General features: G+C 64.9%; 23 protein-coding genes. 5 read left to right on the top strand and 18 right to left on the bottom strand.

Going from position 1 to position 22641, the window contains the following annotated elements:
• Positions 1-18 precede the first annotated feature (18 nt).
• Entirely contained in the window at positions 19-1047 is a 1029-nt protein-coding gene (locus tag ABID26_RS16205; protein WP_354415962.1) for a LacI family DNA-binding transcriptional regulator, read from the top strand.
• Between the two features lie 33 nt (positions 1048-1080).
• Here the strand turns inward: ABID26_RS16205 and ABID26_RS16210 are convergent, their stop codons facing one another.
• From ABID26_RS16210 to ABID26_RS16240, 7 genes are read right to left on the bottom strand one after another with little or no spacing between them, the layout of a single operon-like run.
• Positions 1081-2145, bottom strand: coding sequence for an ABC transporter ATP-binding protein (locus ABID26_RS16210; RefSeq protein ID WP_292338332.1), 1065 nt, complete (start codon positions 2143-2145; stop codon positions 1081-1083).
• Positions 2145-2933: an ABC transporter permease gene (locus ABID26_RS16215; protein WP_354415963.1), complete on the bottom strand. Its 789-nt coding sequence runs from the start codon at positions 2931-2933 to the stop codon at positions 2145-2147. The genes ABID26_RS16210 and ABID26_RS16215 overlap by 1 nt, the downstream gene beginning before the upstream one ends.
• A complete protein-coding gene (locus ABID26_RS16220) occupies positions 2933-3802 on the bottom strand; it encodes an ABC transporter permease (protein WP_354415964.1) in 870 nt (289 codons plus the stop codon). The genes ABID26_RS16215 and ABID26_RS16220 overlap by 1 nt, the downstream gene beginning before the upstream one ends.
• Before the next feature lie 28 nt (positions 3803-3830).
• Positions 3831-4889, bottom strand: coding sequence for an ABC transporter substrate-binding protein (locus tag ABID26_RS16225; RefSeq protein WP_292304605.1), 1059 nt, complete (start codon positions 4887-4889; stop codon positions 3831-3833).
• Between the two features lie 40 nt (positions 4890-4929).
• On the bottom strand, positions 4930-5904 hold the full coding sequence (locus ABID26_RS16230; RefSeq protein ID WP_292344667.1) for a PfkB family carbohydrate kinase: 975 nt from the start codon (positions 5902-5904) through the stop codon (positions 4930-4932).
• Positions 5901-6932: an ADP-ribosylglycohydrolase family protein gene (locus ABID26_RS16235; RefSeq protein WP_292344668.1), complete on the bottom strand. Its 1032-nt coding sequence runs from the start codon at positions 6930-6932 to the stop codon at positions 5901-5903. Before ABID26_RS16235 ends, ABID26_RS16230 begins: the two co-directional genes overlap by 4 nt.
• A 2-nt stretch (positions 6933-6934) precedes the next feature.
• The gene (locus ABID26_RS16240; RefSeq protein WP_126099128.1) at positions 6935-7660 is read right to left on the bottom strand and encodes a GntR family transcriptional regulator; all 726 of its coding nucleotides are present in this window, start codon (positions 7658-7660) and stop codon (positions 6935-6937) included.
• Between the two features lie 455 nt (positions 7661-8115).
• On the opposite strand from ABID26_RS16240, the gene ABID26_RS16245 reads away from it, so the two are divergent.
• The 3 genes from ABID26_RS16245 to pcaF are packed head-to-tail and all read left to right on the top strand — an operon-like array spanning position 8116 to position 10979.
• Positions 8116-8973: a CoA transferase subunit A gene (locus ABID26_RS16245; protein WP_292298376.1), complete on the top strand. Its 858-nt coding sequence runs from the start codon at positions 8116-8118 to the stop codon at positions 8971-8973.
• Entirely contained in the window at positions 8970-9773 is an 804-nt protein-coding gene (locus tag ABID26_RS16250) for a CoA-transferase subunit beta (RefSeq protein WP_292298374.1), read from the top strand. The genes ABID26_RS16245 and ABID26_RS16250 overlap by 4 nt, the downstream gene beginning before the upstream one ends.
• Complete coding sequence (pcaF, locus tag ABID26_RS16255) at positions 9774-10979, top strand: 3-oxoadipyl-CoA thiolase (RefSeq protein WP_354415965.1); 1206 nt, start codon at positions 9774-9776, stop codon at positions 10977-10979.
• A gap of 13 nt (positions 10980-10992) precedes the next feature.
• Here pcaF and pobA read toward each other — a convergent pair whose 3' ends face one another.
• The 6 genes from pobA to pcaD are packed head-to-tail and all read right to left on the bottom strand — an operon-like array spanning position 10993 to position 15795.
• Complete coding sequence (gene pobA / locus ABID26_RS16260; RefSeq protein ID WP_354415966.1) at positions 10993-12165, bottom strand: 4-hydroxybenzoate 3-monooxygenase; 1173 nt, start codon at positions 12163-12165, stop codon at positions 10993-10995.
• The gene (locus ABID26_RS16265; RefSeq protein WP_292298369.1) at positions 12165-13217 is read right to left on the bottom strand and encodes a 3-carboxy-cis,cis-muconate cycloisomerase; all 1053 of its coding nucleotides are present in this window, start codon (positions 13215-13217) and stop codon (positions 12165-12167) included. Before ABID26_RS16265 ends, pobA begins: the two co-directional genes overlap by 1 nt.
• A gap of 11 nt (positions 13218-13228) precedes the next feature.
• Complete coding sequence (gene pcaG, locus ABID26_RS16270; RefSeq protein ID WP_292298368.1) at positions 13229-13843, bottom strand: protocatechuate 3,4-dioxygenase subunit alpha; 615 nt, start codon at positions 13841-13843, stop codon at positions 13229-13231.
• Positions 13843-14595 carry a protocatechuate 3,4-dioxygenase subunit beta gene (gene pcaH, locus ABID26_RS16275; RefSeq protein ID WP_292298366.1) on the bottom strand — a complete coding sequence of 251 codons (753 nt, stop codon included), beginning with the start codon at positions 14593-14595 and terminating at the stop codon, positions 13843-13845. Before pcaH ends, pcaG begins: the two co-directional genes overlap by 1 nt.
• Complete coding sequence (pcaC, locus tag ABID26_RS16280; protein WP_292298364.1) at positions 14592-14990, bottom strand: 4-carboxymuconolactone decarboxylase; 399 nt, start codon at positions 14988-14990, stop codon at positions 14592-14594. Before pcaC ends, pcaH begins: the two co-directional genes overlap by 4 nt.
• Positions 14983-15795, bottom strand: a complete 813-nt coding sequence (gene pcaD / locus ABID26_RS16285) for a 3-oxoadipate enol-lactonase (protein WP_292298361.1) — start codon at positions 15793-15795, stop codon at positions 14983-14985. Before pcaD ends, pcaC begins: the two co-directional genes overlap by 8 nt.
• Positions 15796-15914: 119 nt before the next feature.
• Here pcaD and ABID26_RS16290 point away from each other — a divergent pair, with 119 nt between their 5' ends.
• Positions 15915-17576, top strand: coding sequence for a sulfatase-like hydrolase/transferase (locus tag ABID26_RS16290; RefSeq protein ID WP_292298359.1), 1662 nt, complete (start codon positions 15915-15917; stop codon positions 17574-17576).
• An 8-nt stretch (positions 17577-17584) separates the two neighbouring features.
• Here ABID26_RS16290 and ABID26_RS16295 read toward each other — a convergent pair whose 3' ends face one another.
• From ABID26_RS16295 to ABID26_RS16315, 5 genes are all read right to left on the bottom strand, one after another.
• On the bottom strand, positions 17585-18439 hold the full coding sequence (locus tag ABID26_RS16295) for a sugar phosphate isomerase/epimerase family protein (protein ID WP_292298358.1): 855 nt from the start codon (positions 18437-18439) through the stop codon (positions 17585-17587).
• Positions 18440-18443: 4 nt separating this feature from the next.
• The gene (locus ABID26_RS16300; protein ID WP_126099116.1) at positions 18444-19220 is read right to left on the bottom strand and encodes an ATP-binding cassette domain-containing protein; all 777 of its coding nucleotides are present in this window, start codon (positions 19218-19220) and stop codon (positions 18444-18446) included.
• The gene (locus ABID26_RS16305; RefSeq protein ID WP_292298356.1) at positions 19217-20209 is read right to left on the bottom strand and encodes an ABC transporter permease; all 993 of its coding nucleotides are present in this window, start codon (positions 20207-20209) and stop codon (positions 19217-19219) included. The genes ABID26_RS16300 and ABID26_RS16305 overlap by 4 nt, the downstream gene beginning before the upstream one ends.
• A gap of 209 nt (positions 20210-20418) precedes the next feature.
• Positions 20419-21408 (bottom strand): sugar ABC transporter substrate-binding protein, encoded by a 990-nt coding sequence (locus ABID26_RS16310; protein ID WP_245460291.1) that lies wholly within the window; start codon positions 21406-21408, stop codon positions 20419-20421.
• Positions 21409-21484: 76 nt separating this feature from the next.
• A complete protein-coding gene (locus ABID26_RS16315) occupies positions 21485-22558 on the bottom strand; it encodes a LacI family DNA-binding transcriptional regulator (protein WP_292298354.1) in 1074 nt (357 codons plus the stop codon).
• Between the last annotated feature and the right edge of the window lie 83 nt (positions 22559-22641).

Raw genomic sequence — 22641 nt, forward strand, 5'->3', positions numbered from 1 at the left:
TGCGATGAGGTGCTCGACGTGCGGTCAACCCTGACAGACATAGCCCGGGAAGCCGGCGTTTCTCCCGCCACGGTCGACCGTGTGCTCAACAACCGTCCCGGTGTGCGGGCGCGCACGCGCGAGATCGTCATCGAAATGGCGCAGCGCCTTGGCTACATTGCCGAGACCCCGAACGGGGCGCAGCAACGAGCCGTGCCGGGTCAGACAATAAGGCTCGACTTCGCGCTGCCCGCCGGCACCAACAGCTTCATCAAGCTGCTGCATCGCCACATCGAGGCCCAGGCGCAGACGCGGCCCGATCTCGACGTACGCGTGACGACGATCGAAGGTTTCAATCCCGACCGGCTTGCCCGCCTGCTGCAGGATTTGCACGGCCAGACGCAAGGGGTCGGCGTGATCGCGCTCGACCACCCGACGGTGCGCGAGGCGATCCGCTCGCTGTCGGCCAGCGACGTCAAGGTGGTCACCATTGCCTCCGACATCCTGCATGTGCCAAGGGTCGCCTATATCGGCATCGACAACCGCGCCGCCGGGCGGCTGGCCGGCTACCTGCTCAACCGCTTCATCGGCGCCCACCGTCCAGGCAAGGTCGCGCTGTTCGCGGGTTCGCTCGCCTATCGCGGCCATGAGGAGCGCGAGATGGGTTTTCGCCATATCCTCGCGGAGGAATCCCCCAACCTCGAAATCGTCGAGATGCGCGAAATGCTGGACGATCGCGAGAAGGCCTATTCGGAGGCCTCGGCTTTGCTCGAGCGCCATCCCGACCTCGCCGCCATCTACAATGTCGGCGCCGGCAATACGGGCATCGCGCGCGCGCTCAAGGAGCGCGGACGCGCGAAGGAGATCCTCTTCCTCGGCCATGAGGTGACCGACGGCACCAAGGAGCTTCTGCTCGACGGCACGCTCGATGCGGTGATCGACCAGAACCCGCGCGTCGAAGCGCGCGAGGCGCTCAACATCCTGTCCCACGCCGTCAGGGGATTGCCTTACGAGCTACACCAGCCGCGGCTTCAGGTGATTTTTCGGGAGAGCATTCCGGAAATTTGAGCGATCCCAACCAGGCCCAGAAGATCGGCAGTCTCAGGCCGCGATCAGCACAGTGCTCTCTGGCGACCAACTGAGCACAACTGGCTGACCTTCGGACAGCCTTTCTGCGCCGGTGTTCTGGACGACCACCTTCAGCGTCTGACCCTCGCGATCGACGAAGTACGTGCTGTTGTTGCCGGCGAAGATGCGTTTTGAGACCTGCCCCTTAAGCATGTTCGCGTTGCCCGAACCCGGCTTTCCCGCGCCCGTCGAAATCTGGATGCGCTCCGGGCGCACGGCGCAGCTCGCCTTGGCGCCGGCTGGCACCGATGCACCCGAGGAAGCGCTGATCGTCGTGCCGTCCGGAAGCTTGATCCCGCCACCAATCGCGTCGCCGCGAAAGATGTTGGCGTCGCCAAGAAAAGTCGCGGCGAACTCGCTTTGCGGCCTGTCGTAGATTTCTTCCGGCGGTCCCTCCTGCACCAGCCTGCCGTCGCGCAATATGCCGATGCGGTCGCTCATCGTCAGCGCCTCTTCCTGGTCGTGGGTGACGAAGATGGTGGTGATGCCGATCTCGCGCTGGATGCGCTTCAGCTCGATCTGCATGTCGACGCGAAGCGCCTTGTCGAGCGCGCCGAGCGGCTCGTCGAGGAGGAGCACGCGCGGCTTAGTGACGATGGCCCGCGCGAGCGCCACGCGCTGGCGCTGGCCGCCGGAAAGCTGGTGCGGCCGGCGGCCACCCAGCTTGCCGAGCTGCACGAGGTCGAGCGCGCGCTGCACCTCGGCCGTGATCGTCGCCCTCGGCTCGCCGCGCACCGACAGGCCGAAGGCGATATTGTCGGCCACGCTCATATTGGGAAACAGCGCATAGTTCTGGAACACCATACCGATGCGCCGCTTCTCCACCGGCACGCGCTCGACGCTTTCGCCGCCGATGGCGATGCGGCCCGAGTCCGGAAAATCGAAGCCGGCGATCTGGCGCAGCAGTGTGGTCTTGCCGCTGCCCGACGGTCCGAGCAGCGCATAGAAGCCGCCGTCCGGAAAATCGATCGAGACGTCGTCGAGCGCCTTGTGCGCGCCAAAACTGCGGGAGACGTTCGCTACCTGGACGCCTGCCATTATTTCTCTCCGCCGAATTTGAAGAAGCGCGCCGTGAGCAGCATCAGGGCCATCGACACGACGATGATGATCGTCGACACCGCGTTGATCTCGGGCGTGAAGCCCTTGCGGATAGCGGCGTAGATTTCGACCGGCAGCGTCGTCTGGCCGGGCGTCGACAAGAAGTAGGAAACCACGAACTGGTCGAAAGACACGGCGAAGGCAAACAGCCCACCGGCAATCACGCCGGGCATGATCCAGGGCAAGGTGACGCGCGCAGTCACCTGCCACTGATTGGCGCCGAGCGAGCGCGCCGCCTCCTCGAGCTCCGGGGCGAAGGTCTGCAGCCGGGCCGAAACGACGACGATGACGTAGGGCAGCGCCAGCGCGACATGGCCGAGCAGGATGGCGACCAGCCCGCGGCCGATACCGATGCCGAAGAAGAAGATCAGCATCGCCGTGCCGGTGATCAGCCAGGGAATGGCGATCGGCGGAAAGAGCAACGCCTGCAGGATTTTTTTGCCACGAAACTCGTAGCGGTAGAGCGCCAGCGATGCCATCGAACCAAGCACCGTTGAGATGATGGTGGTGATGACGGCGATCTCGATGCTGTTCCAGGTCGCCGCGATCAGCTGGTCGTTCTGCCAGAGCGAGGCATACCAGTCCGTCGTCCATTCAAGCGGCAACTGATAGAAAGGCGAGGCGTTGAACGACATCAGCGCCATGATGATGATCGGCAGATAAAGGAAGGCAAGCAGCAGGACGATGTAGAAGCGCCCGAGCCATTCGAGGACGCGCGTCGTCGCCATCAGGCGGCCCTCCGCAGCACCGGTGCCGCCAGCGCCAGGATAACCAGCACGACGGCGAGCAGGATGAAGGAGAGTGCAGCGCCCAGCGGCCAGTTGAAGACGGCGACGAACTGATCCTCGATGATGGTGCCGTAGAAGGTACCGGTGCGGCCGCCGAGGATGCGCGGCTCCATGAAGGAGCCGACCACCGGCACGAAGATCAGCGCGGCGCCCGCGATCAGGCCCGGCATCGACAGCGGGATGATCACCCGCTTGAGCACCTGCAGCCGCGAGGCCCCGAGCGAGCGCCCGGCCTCGATCAGCGAGTCGTCGATCGCCTGCAGCGTCAGATAGCAGGTCAGCACCATGTAGGGCACATAGGAATGCACCAGGCCGATGATGACGGCCGGATAGGAATACATCAGATCGATGTTGATCTTGAACGGCAGCACGGCGTTGAGCGTCGTGTCGAGGATGCCGCCTTCGCGCAGCACCATCGCCCACGAGAAGATGCGCACCAGTCCGTTCGACCAGAACGGCAGGATGACGAGCAGGAAGATCGCCTCGCGGCTGCGCCCTTTCAGCACCTTTGCCAGTACATAGGCCGCGGGATAACCGATGACGATGCACCACAGCGTGACCTCGAGGCCAAGCCGCAGCGAAGCGAACAGCAGTGTGGAATAGAGGCTCTGCGAGAAGAAGGCCGCGTAATTGCCGAGCGTGAACGCCCATTCCTTCCCGGCGAGCGGCAGGTCGGTCATGAAGGAGAAGAACACCATGGCCGAGAGCGGCAGGAAGATCGCCACTGTCAGCCACAGATAGGCGGGAAGGAGAAGCGGCAGGGCCGGCCGCAGTCCGCGGCGCGAACCGGTCGCAAGCTGGTCAGCCATCTTGCCTCTCCTCCCCGAAAGACGCCGGTTACTTCACGTTGACCTTCAGCTCCTGCCAGAGCGCCAGGTACTTCTCGCGCTGCTCATCGGTGACCGGCGCCTGGAACTGGATGCGCTTGGCGACCTCGGGGCTGCCCATGACCTTACGGTTGAAGGCGTCCTCGGGCAGCGCCTCGACCGCTTTGGTGTTGGCCGAGACCGGCGCGCCGACCTTGGTGACCCATTCGACGTAGAATTTTGGGTCGATCATGTAGTTGATGAAGGCCTCGGCGCCGGCGACGTTCTTGGAGCCGACGGGGATCGAGAAGGCGTCAAGCCAGGCGACCGCGCCTTCCTGCGGGATGACCAGCGAGACCGGCAGCTTGAAATGCGTCTTGGCGCGGTCGGCCGAGCCGCTCCAATAGGTGCCGATGTCGATCTGGTTGGAGGCGACCATCTGGTTCCAGTCGTTCTCCGAGCTCCAGAAGGTCTTGATCTGCGGCATCAGCGAGGTGAGCTTCGCCTTGACCGCGTCCATATCCTTGATGTCGTTGATGTTCTGGCCGCTGGCGATGGCCCCGAACTGCACCGCCTCGACGGCGTCGTCGCGGATGATGACGCGGCCCTTATGCGCCGGATCCCACATCTCGGCGATGCTGGTCGGCGGCTTATCGAAGGATTTTTCGTTGATGGCAAGAGCGGTCAGGCCCCAGACCCACGGCACGCCATAGACCTTGCCGTCATGGTTCAGCATCGGCGAGCCGGCCTTGTCCTTGGCGATATCGGCATAGTTGGAGAGCTTCGGCGTGTCGATCGGCTGGATCAGCTTGCCGGCCATCGCCTGGTCGTTGAAGGCGGCGTTGATCATGACGACGTCGTAGAGGCCCGGGTTTGTCCTCAGCTTGGTCAGCATCTCCTGCTCTGAGTTGAAGAAGTCGTTGACGACCTTGAAACCGGTCGCCTTCTCGAAATTGGCGACCGCCCACGGCTCGTCGGCGCCGTAGCCCTTCCAGTTGAGGACATGCACTTCTTCGGCGGCTTGGGCGGCCAGGGCCGAAACGAAAACGGCGGTCGCCGTCAGAAAAGCGGTCAGTCTGGGCATGCGCATGTTTTCTTCCTCTCATTGTTTTGCCCGATTGACGGGCTTGTTAAGTTGCAGTCGCGTCCTCCCGGCCATGCGCGGTCGTTTCTTGATCGCGATGGCTCAGGAATTCCTGGATCTCTGCATCCGTCGGCGCCGAAGAACCGCCATGACGCGTGACGGAGAGGGCCGCGCCGGCGTTCGCGTAGCGCGCCGCCTCGCAAGGCGGCATCCCGCGCGACAATGCGCTGACGAAGGCGCCGATATGCGCATCGCCGGCGCCGTTGGTGTCGACGGCTGAGACCTCGAAACCGGGGATCGCCCGCGTGCCGCCGTCGGCGATCCGCACCAGGCAGCCATGCGCCCCGGCGCGGATGACGACGCCTTCAGCCTTGAGGCAATGTTCCGCGAGCAACCGGATCGCGACAGTCTGGGCATCACCGGCGCCGGCTATCTCGGCGGCTTCATTCGTGTTGCAGCTCAGCCAGGTCGTGCGGGCGAGCACCCGGTCCAGAATCGTCCGAGGAATGTCCGCAATCACTGGCGTCGGATCGAACACGAAAGGAATGTCGGCCGGCAGCGCCTCGATCCAGTCGGCAAGCACATCGCGGCTGCCAGGATAGCTCAGCGTGTAGCCGGAAGTGAAAACCCAGTCGCCCGCAACGACTTGGACCGGTGCCATCATGTCCAGCGTTAGCCGGCTCTCGGCACCCGGCCAGGAAACGAATGTGCGCTCGGCATCGCCGCTGATCATGGCGACGCAATTGCCGCTGTCCATCAAAGGCGATGGCGGTGTCAGCGTCTCGATGCCTTCAGCTTCGAAAGCGGCCCTCAGGAAGTCGCCGTCCGGCCCGGTACCGAGCTGGCCGCCGAACGCGACCTTCATGCCGGTGCGGCTCGCCGCGACCATCATGTTGAAGCCGCCGCCGGCGACCCGGGCGTAGCTTGTCGCGGTCTTTTCGGTGCCGGGTGCCGGCAGAGCGTCTATGCGATAGACATAGTCGACCACAGCGCTGCCGACATGGACGAGCCGCGCGCTCATCGGGCAACCTCCTCGCCGGAGCCAGCCTTTGCGGCGCGTGCTGCCACGAGATCGTCGGTCAGCGTGCGAACCTCCGCGAGGTGAATACCCTTCAGCCTTGCGATGCGATCCTGCGGCAAGCGCGACACACCCGAGCAGGCGCCCGCCATGCCGGCGGCAATGGCGCCGATCGTGTCGGTGTCGCCGCCGAGATTGGCGCTGATGACGGCCGCTCGCCAGGCATCGCCGTCCGCGACCTCCAGCACGGCGAATGCCGCCGGAACCGATTCCTGACTGGCGACGCCCGTGCCGATCAGGTCGACGATCAGCCGGATCGCCTCCTTCTCCGGCTTGCCACGGACGAGTTCCTGCGCCCATAGGATACGCGCCGCGATGTCGCCGCCGGTGACCCAATGGCCGAGCGCGGCACCTAGCCTTGCCGCTGCGACGGCATGGCCGGAAGCTGCGCGCCAGTCGCCGCCCGAAACACCGAGGCTGACCGCGGCGGCGACCGCGGCAGCGGAGGCAATGGCAATCGACGTGTTGTGCGTGGCCCGGCAGGTTTCCGCCACTTTAGCGACCAGCGCGTCAAGCGGCTCGGGCGGTATCATGATGCCGACGGGTGCGATGCGCATCGCTGCCCCATTGGTGTCGCCGCTTCGCCCCGCCTCTTCCGCCGGGACGCCGCTATTGATCGCGTCGATGGCGCGCTTGGTCGACGGTCCAAGCAGGTCGTAGCTGCCGCGTGCCTTCACGTCCCGCTCCCAGTCGAGCAGCGCGTTGACCCAGCGCGCATGGTCGAAGCGACCGCCGGAGCTGATCAGGATGCGGCCGAGCAGCAACGCCTGTTCGGTGTCGTCGGTAATAGCGCCGGCGGGCAGGCCTTTCGAGACCGGATGGTCGGCGGCCGGCGCGACAAAATCCTCGATATGGCCGTAGAGCTCGGCGATGCGAGCGGGCGACAGAAGCTGCGTCGGCATGCCCAGCGCGTCGCCCAGCGCCCCGCCGATCAACGCGCCCATTGCCCGGTCAAGCGCGTCAACCGCCATGCTCAGAACTCCAGATGCAGCGCGAAATGCGCCGGGTTGAGCAGGCTGGTGACGAATTCGATGGCGCGGCCGTCGGCGGCGCGCGTCAGGCGCCGCGTCCTGAGGAACGGCGTGCCCGGCGCGCAGTCAAGGATGGCGGCATCGGCAGCGCTGAGCATCTCGATATCGACCCATTCCTCGCCGTGGTCGGGAACGAGCCCTGCCCCGCGCAGCGTCTGGTGCAGCGAGCCCTCGCGCAGGCCGCGCAACGGCACGTCTTCGAGCTCGGGCGACAGCGGCAGGCGGCTGCGCTCGATCGAAATGGCATGGCCATCATCGGCGTTGGTGCGCACACGGTCGACGGCAATGAAGGACGGGTTCTCGACGCCGAGTTTTGCCGCGAGCTCGGCGTCCTCGATGATCTCGAGCCTCAACGTGCGGGTCTCGGCATTGGCGCCCGCATTGGCAAGCGCGCGAGACCAGCCGATCGCGTCATCAACCGGCATGCCGTCGAAAGTGACGAAGGAGCCGATGCCGACCTTGGTGGTGATGAGCCCGCGATTCGACAGTTCTTCCAGACCTTTGCGGACCGTATTGCGGCTGACGGAAAAGCGCTGGACGAGCTCGTTCTCGCTTTGCAGACGATCGCCGAAGCCGAGCATGCCGGAGCGGATTTCACGCTCCAAAACCGTCGCAATCTGCTCGGGCTTGCCCGTGCCGGGAGTGAGTTGCATCGCGCGACGAGCCATATCAATACCTGTTCAATGAACCTGTATAATCCTGTTCAATATTAGATAAAGTAGGTGGAGTCAACGAGTGCGTAGTGAGCGAACCTGGCGGCCGCCTAACGTTAATTTCAAGCGTGGCCCTGCCCCTCACCTGCCTGCCGGCGTTCGTTGTTCGAAAAGCCAAGCAGTTGGCTTTCGTCCGCTGCGCGGACCACGCCTCACCTCCCCGTATAGTGACGGGGAGAGGCGCTGTCGCTGGCGGTTTCGCCAATCGCAAACGTTGCAGAATTGGCGCCGAGGACGCGGCCAGCCCCTTCTCCCCGTCTCTATACGGGAAGAAGTGCCCGGCAGGGCGATGAGGGGCAGCGCCGATTTTCGGCGGTTTGGGTGGCCGGTCAAACAAAGAAAAATTGCTCGACGCGCTGCTTGGCCACATAACACATGTTCGCAATACGAACTTCTTCGGAGCGTGCTCGATGGTCAAGTTCCTGCCGCTGAAACAGGCCGTCGCGGAGAACCTCCATGACGGCGATACGGTCGCCTTCGAAGGCTTCACCCATCTGATCCCGACCGCCGCAGCGCATGAGGCGATCCGCCAGGGCTTTCGCGACCTGACGCTGATCCGCATGACGCCCGACCTGATCTACGATCAGATGATCGGCATGGGCATGGCGAGGAAGATCGTCTTCTCCTATCTCGGCAACCCGGGCGTCGGGCTGCTCAGGCGCGTCCGTGACGCCATCGAGAACGGCTTTCCGCGCGCGATCGAGGTCGAGGAGCACAGCCACGCCGGCATGGCCAATGCCTATGAGGCGGGTGCCGCCGGACTGCCCTGCGGGGTGTTCCGCGGCTACCGCGGCGCCGGTCTCGCCGCGGTCAATCCGAACATCAAGTCGGTCACCTGTCCGTTCACCGGCGAGGAGCTTGCCGCCGTTCCGGCGATCAAGCCCGACGTCACCTTCGTCCACGCGCAGAAAGCCGACCGCAAAGGCAATGTGCTGGTCGAAGGCATCATCGGCATCCAGAAGGAAGCGGTGCTCGCGGCAAAGCGGGCCGTGGTCACGGTCGAGGAAGTGGTCGACAATTTCGACGATCTCCACCCCAACCTCACCGTGCTGCCGGGCTGGACCATCGCCGCGGTCGCGGTCGTGCCGGGCGGCTCCCACCCTTCCTATACTCATGGCTATTACGAACGCGACAACGCCGCCTATCTCGAATGGGACGAGATCGCCGCCGACCGCGACAGGTTCCAGACCTGGATGCAGCAGAACGTCATCGAAAGCACGGCGGACGATTTTGCCGCCCGCGTCGAGCATCTGAGGAAGGCCGCATGAGCGACACGCCGGATCTGGGCTTCACGCCCAACGAGATGATGACGATCGCCGCCAGCCGCGCGTTGAAGAACGACGATGTCTGCTTCGTCGGCATCGGCGCGCCGTCGGCCGCCTGCAATGTCGCGCGGCTGACCCATGCGCCGGGCATCACGCTGATCTACGAAAGCGGCACCATCGGCACCGCACCCGACGTTTTGCCGTTGTCGATCGGCGACGGCGAATTGTGCGAGACCGCGGTGACCACGGTCGCGGTGCCGGAGATGTTCCGCTACTGGCTGCAGGGCGGCCGCATCTCGATCGGCTTCCTGGGTGCGGCCCAGTTGGACAAGTACGGCAACATCAACACCACCGTCATTGGCGACTATGCGCACCCGAAGACGCGGCTGCCCGGTGGCGGCGGCGCGCCGGAAATCGCCACCTCGTCGAGAGAGGTCTACATCACCATGGTGCAGTCGAAGCGCGGCATGGTCGAGACAATCGACTTCTTCACCTCCTTCGGCCACGGCGAAGGCGGCGACCACCGCAAGCGCCTCGGCATCGGCACCGCCGGCCCGACGCTTTTGATCACCGATCTCGCAATCTGGAAGCCTGATCCCATCACCAAGGAATTCACCGTCGTGTCGCTGCATCCTGGCGTCACCCGTGGGCAGGTGCAGGCGACCTGTGGCTGGGTGGTAAAATTCGCCGAGGCCCTTGACGAGACGCCGGCGCCGACGGAACTCGAGCTGAAGACATTGCGCGACCTGCAGGCCCGCACCAAGGCGGCGCATCAAGGGATCACCAAAGGGAAAGCAGCATAAATGGCTGAAGCCTTCATCTGCGATTACATCCGCACGCCGATTGGCCGCTTCGGCGGCGCGCTGTCCTCCGTCCGCGCCGACGACCTCGGCGCCATTCCTCTCAAGGCCCTGGTCGAGCGTAATGCCGGCGTCGACTGGTCGGCCGTCGACGACGTCATTTATGGCTGCGCCAACCAGGCCGGCGAGGACAACCGAAACGTGGCGCGCATGGCGCTGCTGCTGGCCGGCCTGCCCCAGGACATTCCGGGTTCCACCGTCAACCGTCTATGCGGCTCGGGCATGGATGCCGTCACCATCGCCGCGCGCGCCATCAAGGCCGGCGAAGCGGAGTTGATGATTGCCGGCGGCGTGGAGTCGATGAGCCGCGCGCCCTTCGTCATGCCGAAAGCGGACACCGCCTTTTCGCGCAACGCCGAGATATACGACACCACCATCGGCTGGCGCTTCATCAACCCGCTGATGAAGAAGCAATACGGCGTCGAGTCCATGCCGGAGACCGGCGAGAACGTCGCCGAGGATTTTTCCATCTCCCGCGCCGACCAGGACGCCTTTGCCGTGCGCAGCCAGGACAAGGCGGTCGCGGCGCAAGCCAATGGCCGGCTGGCGAAAGAGATCACGCCGGTAAGCATCCCGCAGAAAAAGGGCGAAGCCATCGTCGTTTCGAAGGATGAACATCCCCGCGCCGGCACGACCATCGAGGCGCTGGCGAAACTGCCGACGCCGTTCCGGCAGGGCGGCACGGTGACCGCCGGCAACGCTTCCGGCGTCAATGACGGCGCCGCCGCCCTCATCATCGCATCCGAGGCAGCGGCGAAGAAGCATGGGCTGACGCCAATCGCCCGTATCCTCGGGGGTGCCGTCGCCGGCGTTGCCCCGCGCATCATGGGCATCGGCCCGGCGCCGGCCACGAAGAAGCTCTGCGCCCGCCTCGGCCTGACACCCGATCAGTTCGATGTGGTTGAACTCAACGAGGCCTTCGCCTCACAGGGCATTGCCGTGCTGCGCCAACTCGGCATCGCCGAGGATGCCGCCCACGTCAATCCGAATGGCGGTGCAATCGCGCTCGGTCATCCGCTCGGTATGTCGGGCGCCCGCATCACCGGCACCGCGGGGCTCGAGCTGCGCGAACACGGCGGCCGCTATGCGCTAGCCACCATGTGCATCGGCGTCGGCCAGGGCATTGCGATCGCGCTGGAGCGGGTGTGACGGCTTCCGCCGATCAGTATGGAAGGCCGACATAGTTTTCGGCTAGTGCGGTCGAGGCCGCCTTTGAATGCACGAGATAGTCGAGCTCGGCTTCCTGGATGCGCTGGCCGAACTCGCCGGTCTCGGGAAAGCGGTGCAGGATCGTCGTCATCCACCAGGAGAAGCGCGCCGCTTTCCAGACTCGCGCCAGCGCTTTTGCTGAGTAGGCGTCGAGCCCGGCTTCCGACTTGTCGGAAAAGAATTCGCGAAGCCCGGCAAAGAGATAGCGCACGTCGCTGGCAGCGAGGTTGAGGCCCTTGGCGCCGGTCGGCGGCACGATATGGGCGGCGTCGCCGGCCAGGAACAGCCGGCCGAAGCGCATCGGCTCGGCGACGAAGGAGCGCAGCGGCGCGATCGATTTTTCGAAGGACGGCCCGGTGGTGACGGCCGCAGCCGTCCGCGCCGGCAGGCGGCGTCGAAGCTCATCCCAAAAACGGTCGTCCGACCAGGCCTCGACGCGTTCGTCGGCGGGGACCTGAACATAGTAGCGGCTGCGGCGCGGCGACCGCATCGAGCACAGCGCAAATCCGCGCCCGTGATTGGCGTAGATCAGCTCATGATCGGCCGGTGGCACCTCCGCCAGCACGCCCAGCCAGCCGAACGGATAGTGCCGCTCGAAGGTCTTCAGCGCGCCTTCCGGCACCGATCGACGGATGACGCCGTGATAGCCGTCGCAGCCGGCGATGACGTCGCAGTCAATGCGATGGCCGACGCCATCCTTGTCGTAGGTGACGAACGGCGCTCGCCCGTCAAAATCATGCGGCGCGACGCTCGCCGCTTCGTAAACGGTGATGAGCCCCGCCGCCTCCCGCTTGTCCATCAGATCATGCGTCACCTCGGTTTGCCCGTAGACGGTGACGTGCTTGCCGCCGGTGAGCGCCGTGAGGTCGATGCGATGCAGGCGTCCGTCGAAGGCGAGCGAAATGCCGGCATGCGGCAGGCCTTCAGCATGAAGCCTGTCAGCAGCGCCTGCCTCGCCGAGCAAGTCGACTGTGCCCTGCTCCAACACGCCGGCGCGCACCCGGCCAAGCACATGCTCGCGGCTCGACCGCTCGAGGATGACGGTCTCGATGCCGATGGTGGCGAGCAACTGGCCGAGCAGCAGGCCGGACGGTCCCGACCCGATGATGACGACCTGGGTGCGCATCAGTGGCCGAGGCTTTCGATCTGCGCTGCAAGCTCGGCCGCAAGCCTGAGCGCGGCTGCCGTCGCCACCACCATCTGCGGCAGGATGAGCCACTCCAGCGTCCAGGCGGCACCGGAGCGCTCCTGTTCATGCACCAACGCCTGGTGCATGCCGGCGAGTTGGACGGCATTGAAGCGCGCGAGTGCGACCAGCGCTTCCGCCTTCACCGGGTTCTGCTTGTGCGGCATGGCCGACGAACCGCCGCTGTCGGACAACTTGATGTCCGTGCTGGCCTGCGCCATCAGCGCGATGTCCTGGCCGAACTTGCCGAGGCTGCCGGTGGTAAGCGACAGCCAGCCGGCGAACTCGGCCAGCGCGTCGCGCTGGCTATGCCATTGCGGCGCGTCGCCAAGGCCAAGCCTGGCGGCAAATGCCGCGCGCACGGCCGGCGCTTTGTCGCCGAGTTTTTCCAGCGTGCCTGCAGCGCCGCCGAACTGCACCACGAACAGCCGGCCGGATTGTTCGTTCAAGCGCTGCTGGTGCCGCTTGAGCGGCGCGCGCCAGGAAGCGATCCGGTCCCCTGCCCTGATCGGGATCGCCGGCTGCATGCGAGTCATCGCCATCAGCGCCCTGCCCCCGAACTCCTGTTCAAGGTTGGCAAGGCGAACGATGTTTTCGCTGAGCAGCAGGCCGATATGCTCGACAGCCTGGCGCAGGCGCAGCACCAGCGAGGAGTCGATGACATCCTGGCTGGTCGCGCCGAAATGAACGAATTCGCCATGTGGTTCGCCGACGGCCGCCGTGAGTTGGCGGACCAGTTCCGGCACCACGACGCCATCCTTGGCGACGCCGGAGCGCAGCTTTGCGGTATCCGGCCGGAACGAGACCAGCGCTTTGACGATGGCAGCCCCGGCTTCGCGCGAAATCACGCCGCATTCGGCCTCCGCCTCGGCCAGCCCGCGCTCGAAACTGAGCATCGCGGCGATGTCGGCTTCCACCGAAAAATGTCTCGCCGCCTCTTCGTCGCCGAGCAGGCCGGAAAGCAGCGGATGGTCGAAGGGCGATACCGTCATGTCGGCCTCGGTCAGCTGTCGAAGAAGACCGTCTCCTTCTCGCCTTGCAGGTGGATATCGAAGACGTAGGTGTCGCCCTGGCGCTCGGCGATCAGCGTCGGCACCCGAACGCGATGCTCGATGCGGGCCAGGATCGGATCCTCGGCGTTCGCCTTGTCCTCGTCGGCAAAATAGAGTCGCGTGTTGAGGCCGATATTGATGCCGCGCGCCACGATCCACAGGCTGATATGCGGCGCCATCAGCCGGCCGTCGCGGAACGGCACACGTCCTGGCTTGATCGTCCGGAACAGGCAGATGCCGGTTTCCATGTCGGTCGGCTGGCGGCCCCAGCCTAAAAAATCGGGATCGGCCGCACCGCGCAATTCGCTGGGCGAGTTGTAAAGCCCGTCGGCATCCGCCTGCCAGATCTCGACCAGCGCATCCTTGAGCGGCGTGCCGGTGCCGTCGAGCACACGGATGCGCAGCTCGATGCGCTCGCCCTTGGTCTGGTCGTTGACCATGGTCGAGCCGAGATCGCTCTGATAGACGCCGCCGATGCCGCAGAAATTGGGCGTCAGCCCGATATGCACATAGGGCCCGGCGGTCTGCGAAGGGCTTTCCTTCAGCCGGTCGAGCGACTGTGCCATCAATTGCGCTCCGGTCTGTTCTCGAACAATGTCGAGCGCCGCCCGCGCAGCACGATGTCGAACTTGTAGGCGAGCGCATCCATCGGAATCGCCGACTGCATGTCGAGCGCGGCAATCAGCGCTTCGATGGCGGCCTTGTTCGAAATACCGCCGACGATCGGGCAGCGCCAGATCAGCGGATCGCCCTCGAAATACATCTGCGTGATCAGCCGCTGCGCGAAGCCGTGGCCGAACACCGAAAAATGGATATGCGCCGGCCGCCAGTCGTTCGGGCCGTTTGGCCACGGATACGGCCCCGGCCTGACCGTGCGAAACGCGTAGCCGCCGTCCTCGCCGGTGATGGTGCGGCCGCAGCCGCCGAAATTCGGATCGAGCGGCGCGAGATACCCGTCCTTCTTGTGGCGGTAGCGGCCGCCGGCATTGGCCTGCCAGAATTCCAGCAGCATGCCGGACACGCCCTTGCCCCGCTCGTCGAGCACCCGTCCATGGACGATGATGCGCTCGCCGATTGCGCTCTCGCCAGGCCTGGCGAAATTGTGGATCAGGTCGTTGTCGAGCTCGCCGACCAGGGCATGTCCGAACACCGGGCCGGCGAGTTCCGACAGCGTGTTGTCGAAGGCGACCAGCGCCTTTTGCGGCGAGCGCAGCACCGAGCTTTTGTAGCCCGGCGTGAAGGCCGGCGGGTGCCATTGGCGGTCACGCTGGAAGAAGGCGCCGGTTTCCGGCGTCCGGTTGGAGCCGGGCTCAGTCATGGGGCTCCGTCCATTTGCGCAAACACTTCCTTGGCGATCTTGAAGGCGCGGTTGGCCGCCGGCACGCCGGCATAGATAGCGACATGCAGGAAGGCTTCGCAGATGTCCTCGCGCGAGGCGCCGGTGCTGGCGGTGGCGCGCACATGCATGGCCACCTCCTCATCATGGCCAAGCGCCGCCAGCAGCGCCAGCGTCACGATCGAGCGCTCGCGCTTCGACAGGCCAGGGCGTGCCCACACCGTTCCCCAGGCAGCCTCGGTGATCAGCTGCTGGAACGGGCGGTCGAAATCGGTCGCGGCATCCTCGGCGCGGTCGACATGTGCTCCGCCAAGCACGGAGCGGCGGACCTCGAGCCCGGTCCGGTATCTGGCGGTGTTCTTTGAGTCGTCATCCATGGGCGTGCTTTCCCTCAGGCAACGAGGCGACGAAATCGCGGATCAGTCTAACAAGCGCGTCGGGCTGCTCGATGCAGGGAATGTGTGCGGCACCGCGGATCACTTCGAAGCGCGCGCCGGGGATCAGGTCGGCAAGCGCGCGGACAAGATCGGGCGGCGTCGAGCCGTCCTGGTCGCCGACGATGCAGAGCGTCGGCACCGCGATGCGGCGCGCGCTGTCGGTGAAATCGGCATCACGCACCGCCATGCAGGTGCCGATATAGCCGGGCAGCGCCTGCCTGGTCAGCATGTTGCGGCAGCCGGCAAGCTCGGCCGCGCGGTTGGCATGGAAATCCGGCGTGAACCACACTTTGAGCACACCGTCGGCAATCGCTTCGATGCCGTCGCGGTCGATCGTCGCGATGCGGCTATTCCAGCTTTCGGCGGTGCCGATTTTGTGCGCGGTGTCGCTGAGGATCAGCCCCTCGACGAGGTCGGGCCGCCGTGCATAGAGCCCCTGCGCGACCATGCCGCCGACCGATAGGCCGCAGATCACCACCTTGTCGAAACCGAAGTGATCTATGAGCGCGCTCAGATCATCGACATGATCGTCGATCGAACGCACGCCGTCGCCATTGTCGGAAAGCCCGTGACCACGCTTGTCGTAGACCAGCATCGGCATTTCGCCGGCAAGCCGCGCGACAACGTGGTCCCAGATCCGGAAGTCGGTGCCGAGCGAATTGATGAAGACGATCGGACACGCGGTGCCCGTCGCTTCGAAGGTGCGGTAGTGAAGCGTGACGCCGCCTATGCTGACGAATGGCACGGTTTCAATCCTCCACGGTGACATTGCACCAGTTGGCGGTTCAAGAAAATGATATTTGGCCGCGTTTCATTCACTTCGCCGTTCTGGCATTACCGTTCGTCCGAGAGCCACGGATAGCAATGACTTCAAAACGCAACGTCCTTTTCATCATGTGCGACCAGCTGCGGTTCGACTATCTGAGCTGCGCCGGACACAAGAGCCTGCAGACGCCGAACATCGATAGGCTCGCCAGCCGCGGCGTGCGCTTCACCAATGCCTATGTGCAGTCGACGGTGTGCGGTCCCTCGCGCATGAGCGCCTACACCGGCCGCTACGTCCGCTCGCACGGCTCGACCCACAACGGCGTGCCGCTGAGGGTCGGCGAGCCGACCTTGGGCGATCACTTGCGCGAGGTCGGCGTGCGCTGCGCGCTAATCGGCAAGACGCATATGAGAGCCGACGAGGAAGGCATGGAGCGCCTTGGCATCGCCCGGGATTCGGTTATCGGCGTGCGCGTCGCCGAATGCGGCTTCGAGCCGTTCGAACGCGACGACGGCCTGCATCCTTCGACCAGCTACGATCCCGATCCGGCCTACGACACCTATCTGCGCGAGCATGGCTTCGACGCGGCCAACCCATGGGAGCATTGGGCGAATTCCGGCGAAGGCGAGAACGGCGAGAATTTCAACGGCTGGCTGCTCGTCCATGCCGACAAGCCGGCGCGCATTCCGGACGAGCATTCCGAGACGCCCTACATGACGCGCCGCGCCATGCGCTTCATCGAGGAGGCCGAAGCCAAGGGCGAGGCCTGGTGCGCGCATCTTTCCTACATCAAGCCGCACTGGCCCTATATCGTGCCGGCGCCCTATCACGATCTATACGGCAAGGCGGACATCCAGCCGCCGATCCGCAGCGAGGCCGAGCGCGTCTCGCCCAATCCGATTTTCGAGGCTTTCCAGCAGGAGCGCTACTCGAAGAACTTCTCGCGCGACAAGGTCCGCGAGACGGTCATCCCCTGCTACATGGGCCTGATCAAGCAGATCGACGATCAGCTCGGCCAGCTGTTCGACTTCATGGAGCAGCGCGGCCTGTTCGAGAACACGCTGATCGCCTTTACGTCGGACCACGGCGACTATCTTGGCGACCATTGGCTCGGCGAAAAATACCTGTTCCACGATGTTGCGGTGAAGGTGCCGATGATCGTCTACGATCCGCGCTCCGAGGCCGATGCGACGCGCGGAACGACCTCGGACGCGCTGGTCGAGATGATCGACCTTGCGCCGACCTTCCTCGATTATTTCGGCGGCAAGGCCAAGCCACATATCCTCGAGGGTCGCTCGCTGCTGCCGCTCACTTCCGGCGAACGGCAAAGCCTGCGCAACTATGCGATCAGCGAATACGATTACAGCGGCGATGCGGCGCGGCTGAAGCTCGCCATGCCGGTGTCGGACTGCAAGCTCTACATGGTGACCGACGGCCGCTTCAAGCTCGTCTATGGCGAGGGCGTGCCGCCGCTGCTCTTCGATCTGCGCGACGATCCCGGCGAGTTGTGCGACCTCGGCCGCGCGCCGTCGGCGGCCGCCGACATCGAGAGGCTGCGGAAGGTGCTGATGCGCTGGCTGGCGCTGCCCAACAACCGCATCACCGTAGCAGACGAGTGGCTGACCGAGATCGACGACAAGGTCGGGCATTTCGACCCGATCGTCGGCTCAGGCGTGCTCATCGGCTACTGGGACGAGGCCGAGCTTGCCGAACAGCAGGAGGCGCACCGCCGCTGGCTGGCGCGCCAGGCCGGCAAGTAGACCTCCACCTATCCGAGGGTCAGCCCGGCCTTGCGCGCTTCCTCGCGCAGGAAGGGCAAGCCCACCTCTATGACGTCGCGCGGGTCTTCCGCCACCGGACGCCACACGGCGAGCCCGCCGGCGATGTCGACATCGACATGGTTCATGCTTTCAAGCGTGATCGCGCCCTCGTAGCCAATGTCGGCGATCGCCTTCATGCAGGCCGCCCAATTGAGCATGCCGCGCCCCGGCACGCCGCGATTGGCCTCCGACACATGCACATAGCCGAGGAAGGGCGCCGCCGCCTCGAAACCGGAAGCAAAGCTCTCTTCCTCGATATGCATATGGTAGGTGTCGAGGTGGATGAAGATGTTGTCGGCGCCGACGCGCTCGATGATCCGCGCCGCGTCGATGCCGCGGTTGATGAGATGCGTCTCGTAGCGATTGCACGGCTCGATGCCGAGCTTCAGGCTGCGCGACTTGGCGGATTTCGCCGCACGCTCGAGGAAACGGCACATGCCGTCGATCTCCCTTTGCGTCGGCGCCCGCCCGGTGGTCTTGCCGATCGTGCCGTAGGTAACGCCGCCGAGCGCCTCGGCGCCCACTTCGTTGCAGACCTTGAAGGCCGGCTGCAGGAAGTCGAGCGCTTCCTCCGGCCGCTCGACGACATCGAGCGCGCGCGGCAGGCCGAGCGACGGCATGAGCTGCACGCCGTAATGACTGGCGAAGCCGCGTGTGCGCTTGGTGTCGATCTCCTCGGGGCGCAGCAGCGGGATCTCCATCAGGCCGATGCCGTGCTCCTTCAGCCGGTCCATCTGCGGCTCGATGCGGGCAAGGTCCCAGACCGGCGCGATGGCGAAAGTGTGCAGTCCAAAGGTATTCATAAGCTCAGCCTCGTTGTTCATGCTCCGCCGCGGCGGCTGTATCGCCGCCGCCGACGATGCGGCTGACGACTTCGTTCATATTGGTTTTGGTCGTGACGAGATCGGCATCCGCCCTGCCATGCCTCAGCACGACGATGCGATCGGTGACCGACAGCACGTCGTTCAGCCGGTGCGAGATCAGGATCACGGCGATGCCTTCCGACTTCAGCCGCCGGATCAGGTCGAGCACGCTCTGCACCTCGCGCACGGCAAGTGCGGCCGTCGGCTCGTCCATGATGACGAGCTTCGGATTGAAGGTGAGCGCACGCGCGATCGCCACCGTCTGCTGCTGGCCGCCGGAGAAGGAGCCGACGGAGCGGCTGATCGACGGCAGGTGCGCGCCGAGCCGGTCGATCATCCGCGCCGCCTGGCGGTCCATTTCAGCCTTGTCGACGAAGCCGGGGAACAGACCGAGCAGCCTTTTCGTCGGCTCACGGCCAAGGAAGATGTTCGACGCCACGTCCTGTTGCTTGGCTAAAGAAAGATCCTGGTAGATCATCTCGATGCCGAGGCGGCGCCGCTGGCCGGGATCGAGCGCCAGGATGTCCTTGCCGTCGAATTCGATCGAGCCGGTGTCGGCCCGGTAGATGCCGGTGATGGTCTTCATCAGCGTCGACTTGCCGGCGCCGTTGTCACCGACCAGCCCGACCACCTCGCCGGCCGCCACCGACAGGTCGACGCCATGCAGCACGTCGACCGCGCCGAAGCTTTTGCGGATCCCATGGAGCGAGAGCAGTGTCATACCCGCGACTCCTTCCGCACCTGGTACTGATCGATGAAGACCGCAAGGATCAGCACCGCGCCGATCGCCATCTGCTGGTAGTAGGATTGCACCGCAAGCAGCGTCAGCCCGTTCTGCAGCACGCCCATGATCAGCGCGCCGATCATCGTACCGAGGATCGAGGCGCGGCCGCCGAACAGATTGGTGCCGCCGATGATCGCCGCCGTGATGGCGGTGAGCTCGTAGTTGATGCCGGCGGTCGGGTCACCCGCATTGACGCGGGCGGTGAAGAGCAGGCCGGCAAGGCCGGCGAGCGCCCCGGAGAGCGTGTAGATGATGCGGCGGTGATGCTCGACGCGGATGCCGGCGGCGCGCGCCGCACCCTCGCTGTCGCCGAGCGCCAGCGTGTGGCGGCCGAAGCGCGTATAGGCGAGCACGCAATGCGCGACGATCGCGGTCAGCACGAAGATGATGACCGGCATCGGAACGCCGAGCGGCCTCCCTTGCCCGATATAGACGATCTCGGGCGGCAGGCCGTAGATCGCCCTGCCCTGCGAGATGACGAGCGCCAGCCCGCGCGCCAGGCCCAGCATGCCGAGCGTGACGATGAACGCCGGCACGAAGGCACGGGTGACGAGTTGTCCGTTGATGTAGCCGGCAATGGCGCCGGCGAGGATGCAGGCAATCACCGCGAAGATAGACGGCCAACCGAGATTGACGGCGACAAAGGCGCCCGCCACGCCGGCAAGGCCCATGACCGAGCCCAGCGAAAGGTCGAGCCCACCCGAGCCGATGACGAAGGTGGCGGCGATCGCCAGCACGCCGATCGTCGATGTCGCGAGCAGGATGTTGAGGAAATTGCTGAGCGACAGGAAGAAGGGCGACAGCAGCGCCATCGCCGCGCTCAGCAGGACAAGCACCAGCAGCGACTCCAGCCTGATGTGGAGCCTCTCGACGGATGCGCGCTGCACCCGAGCCCAGAAACCGGGCTGCGCCGTTTCGGAAGCCATTTTTTCACCCTTCGGGTAGGCAGTAGGGATTAGGCAATAGGCAATAGGTGAATAGCGATTCGGTCTGAGGGCCAGGACATAGCTAGTCCCTACTGCCTACTGCCTACTGCCTACTGCCTACTGCCTACTGCCTACTGCCTACTGCCCACTGCCCACTGCCTACTGCCCACTGCCCACTGCCCACTGCCCACTGCCTACTGCCCATTCCCTCACTTCACATATTGCAGCATCGGCTCCTTGCCGGCGTCGAGCATGTCCTTGGTCAGCACCAGGGTGGGCACGGCGATGCTTTCCTCGACCTTGTCGCCGGCCAGCGCCTTCTTGACATTCTCGACTGCCTGCTTACCGACCAGATAGGGAAGCTGCGCGACGGAAGCGTTGAGGCGCCCTTCCTTGATCGACTTCACCGCATCGACATTGCCGTCGACCCCGATCATCGTCACCTGCTCACCCTTGCCGGCCGCGTAGACCGATTCGACTGCGCCCAGCGCCATGGTGTCATTGGCAGAGAAGATGGCGACGAGATCGGGATGCGCGGTCAGCGTGTCGGTGGCGATCGAGGCCGCCTTGCCGCGATCCCAGTCGCCCGGCAGCGAAGCGACGATCTGCAGCCCGGGCGCCAATTCCTTCAGCTTGTCGGCAAAGCCCTTGGCGCGCTTTTCGCCGGTGATGTTGCCGGACAGACCCTCGATCACCAGCACCGGACCCTTGGCGTCTTTGCCGAGCTTGGAGACGAGATATTCGGCGCCTTGCGCGCCGGCCGCGACATTGTCGGAACCGATATGGAAGGTGACCTTGACGCCCTCCTTGTCGAGCACGGCCTGATCGAGATTGTTGTCGAGGTCGACGATCTTCATGCCCGCAGCTTGCGCCGATTTCAGGCAGGGCAACAGGTTGGTCGAGTTGATCGCGGCAGTGATCATCGCCACCGGCTTGCGCTCGAGCATCGTGTTGCAGAGGTTGAGCTGCGGCTCGGCCGCCTGGTCGCTTTCAGCCGCCTGCTGGAAATATTTCACGCCGGCTTCCTTGGCGCCGTCCGCGACGCCTTGGGCCATGGCGCCCCAGAACGGATTGGCCAGCGTCTTCATCAGCACGCCATATTCGCCATCCTCGGCCTTGGCTGCGCCAATGGCGGAAACCGCAAGAGCTACACCTAAAGCAAGGGTAAATCGATTTATCTTCAGGAAAAGCGATGTCATTCCATCCTCCGTTTGTTGTTTGCGCCGGATGCCTCGGCCAGGGCCGGCGCCTTTGTTCCGTTTTCGACAATGGGGGCTATTGTCGGTCTCCTCCCCCGGAATGCGGGACGCTGCCTGGCGAGCCAACGGATTCCCGCATCAACACCTTGCAGGGTTCGAGTCGCGCCGTTGGCGGGCCGCCCTCGCCTTCGATCCTGCGAAACAGAACCTCCATCGCATTGCTGGCGATCTCGCGCACCGGCTGCACCACGGCGGCGATCGCCGGCCAGGTCACCTGCATCCATTCGGCGTCGTCGAAGCCGACCAGCGAGATGTCATTCGGACAATGCCAGCCACGCCGCCGGAATTCCGACAGCGCCACCAGCGTGCCCTTGAGGAATAGCGAATAAACCGCCGTCGGCCGATCGTCCCCAGCTTCCCGCTTGCTGAAATAGTCGCGAAGCAGCGTCCGCAAAGGCTCGACGTCGCTTTCGCAAAGCACGACATCGATGCGGATGTCGGGCGCAAGTTCCAGCGCGGTGCTGCGAAACCCTTCGAGGCGGGCGCGGACCGTCGCCGCCTGCTGGCCGAGGCCGACGACGAGGACGTGGCGATGGCCCTCGCCGACCAGCGCGCGCGCCACTTCAGCACTTGCGGCCGCGCTGTCGGCCGAAACCGTGTCGAAGGCATCGTCGGCAAGCACACGGTCGATCAGCACGCCGGTCATGCCGTTCGCCTTCATGAAACCGGCCGCCGGCCCGTGTTCGTTGCGCACCGGCGCCAGCACCACACCGGCGACGCGCCAGTCGTGCATGCGGGCAAGGATCTCCTTCTCGCGCGTTTCCGATTCACGGCTGGAGGCGGCGACCAGCGTATAGCCGCGCTGCTCGGCCAGCCCTTCGAGCTCGCTGACCATCTGGCCGAAGAACTCGCTTTCAAACTCAGGCATGATGGCGCCGATGATGCGGCGCTTGGCCCTGCGCATGTCGGAGGCGAGCGGGTCGACGCGATAGCCGAGCAGTTCGACGGCATCGAGGACGCGTTGCGCGTTTTCCGGCTTCACCGTGGTGACGCCGGCCAACACCTTGGAGACGGTGGCTGCCGACACGCCGGCATGGCTTGCCACGTCGTGGATCGACGGGCGCCGCTGTTGGGCTTCCTGTTGCGCCATCAATCTTCTCCCAAGGGCAGCTGGCCGCCCGCCCTCTCAATAATGTAACCGATAAATCGATTTTTCGCTGTTGTAAATCGTTT

It is taken from the genome of Mesorhizobium shonense (genome assembly GCF_040545255.1).
In the GTDB taxonomy this organism is placed as follows: domain Bacteria; phylum Pseudomonadota; class Alphaproteobacteria; order Rhizobiales; family Rhizobiaceae; genus Mesorhizobium; species Mesorhizobium shonense.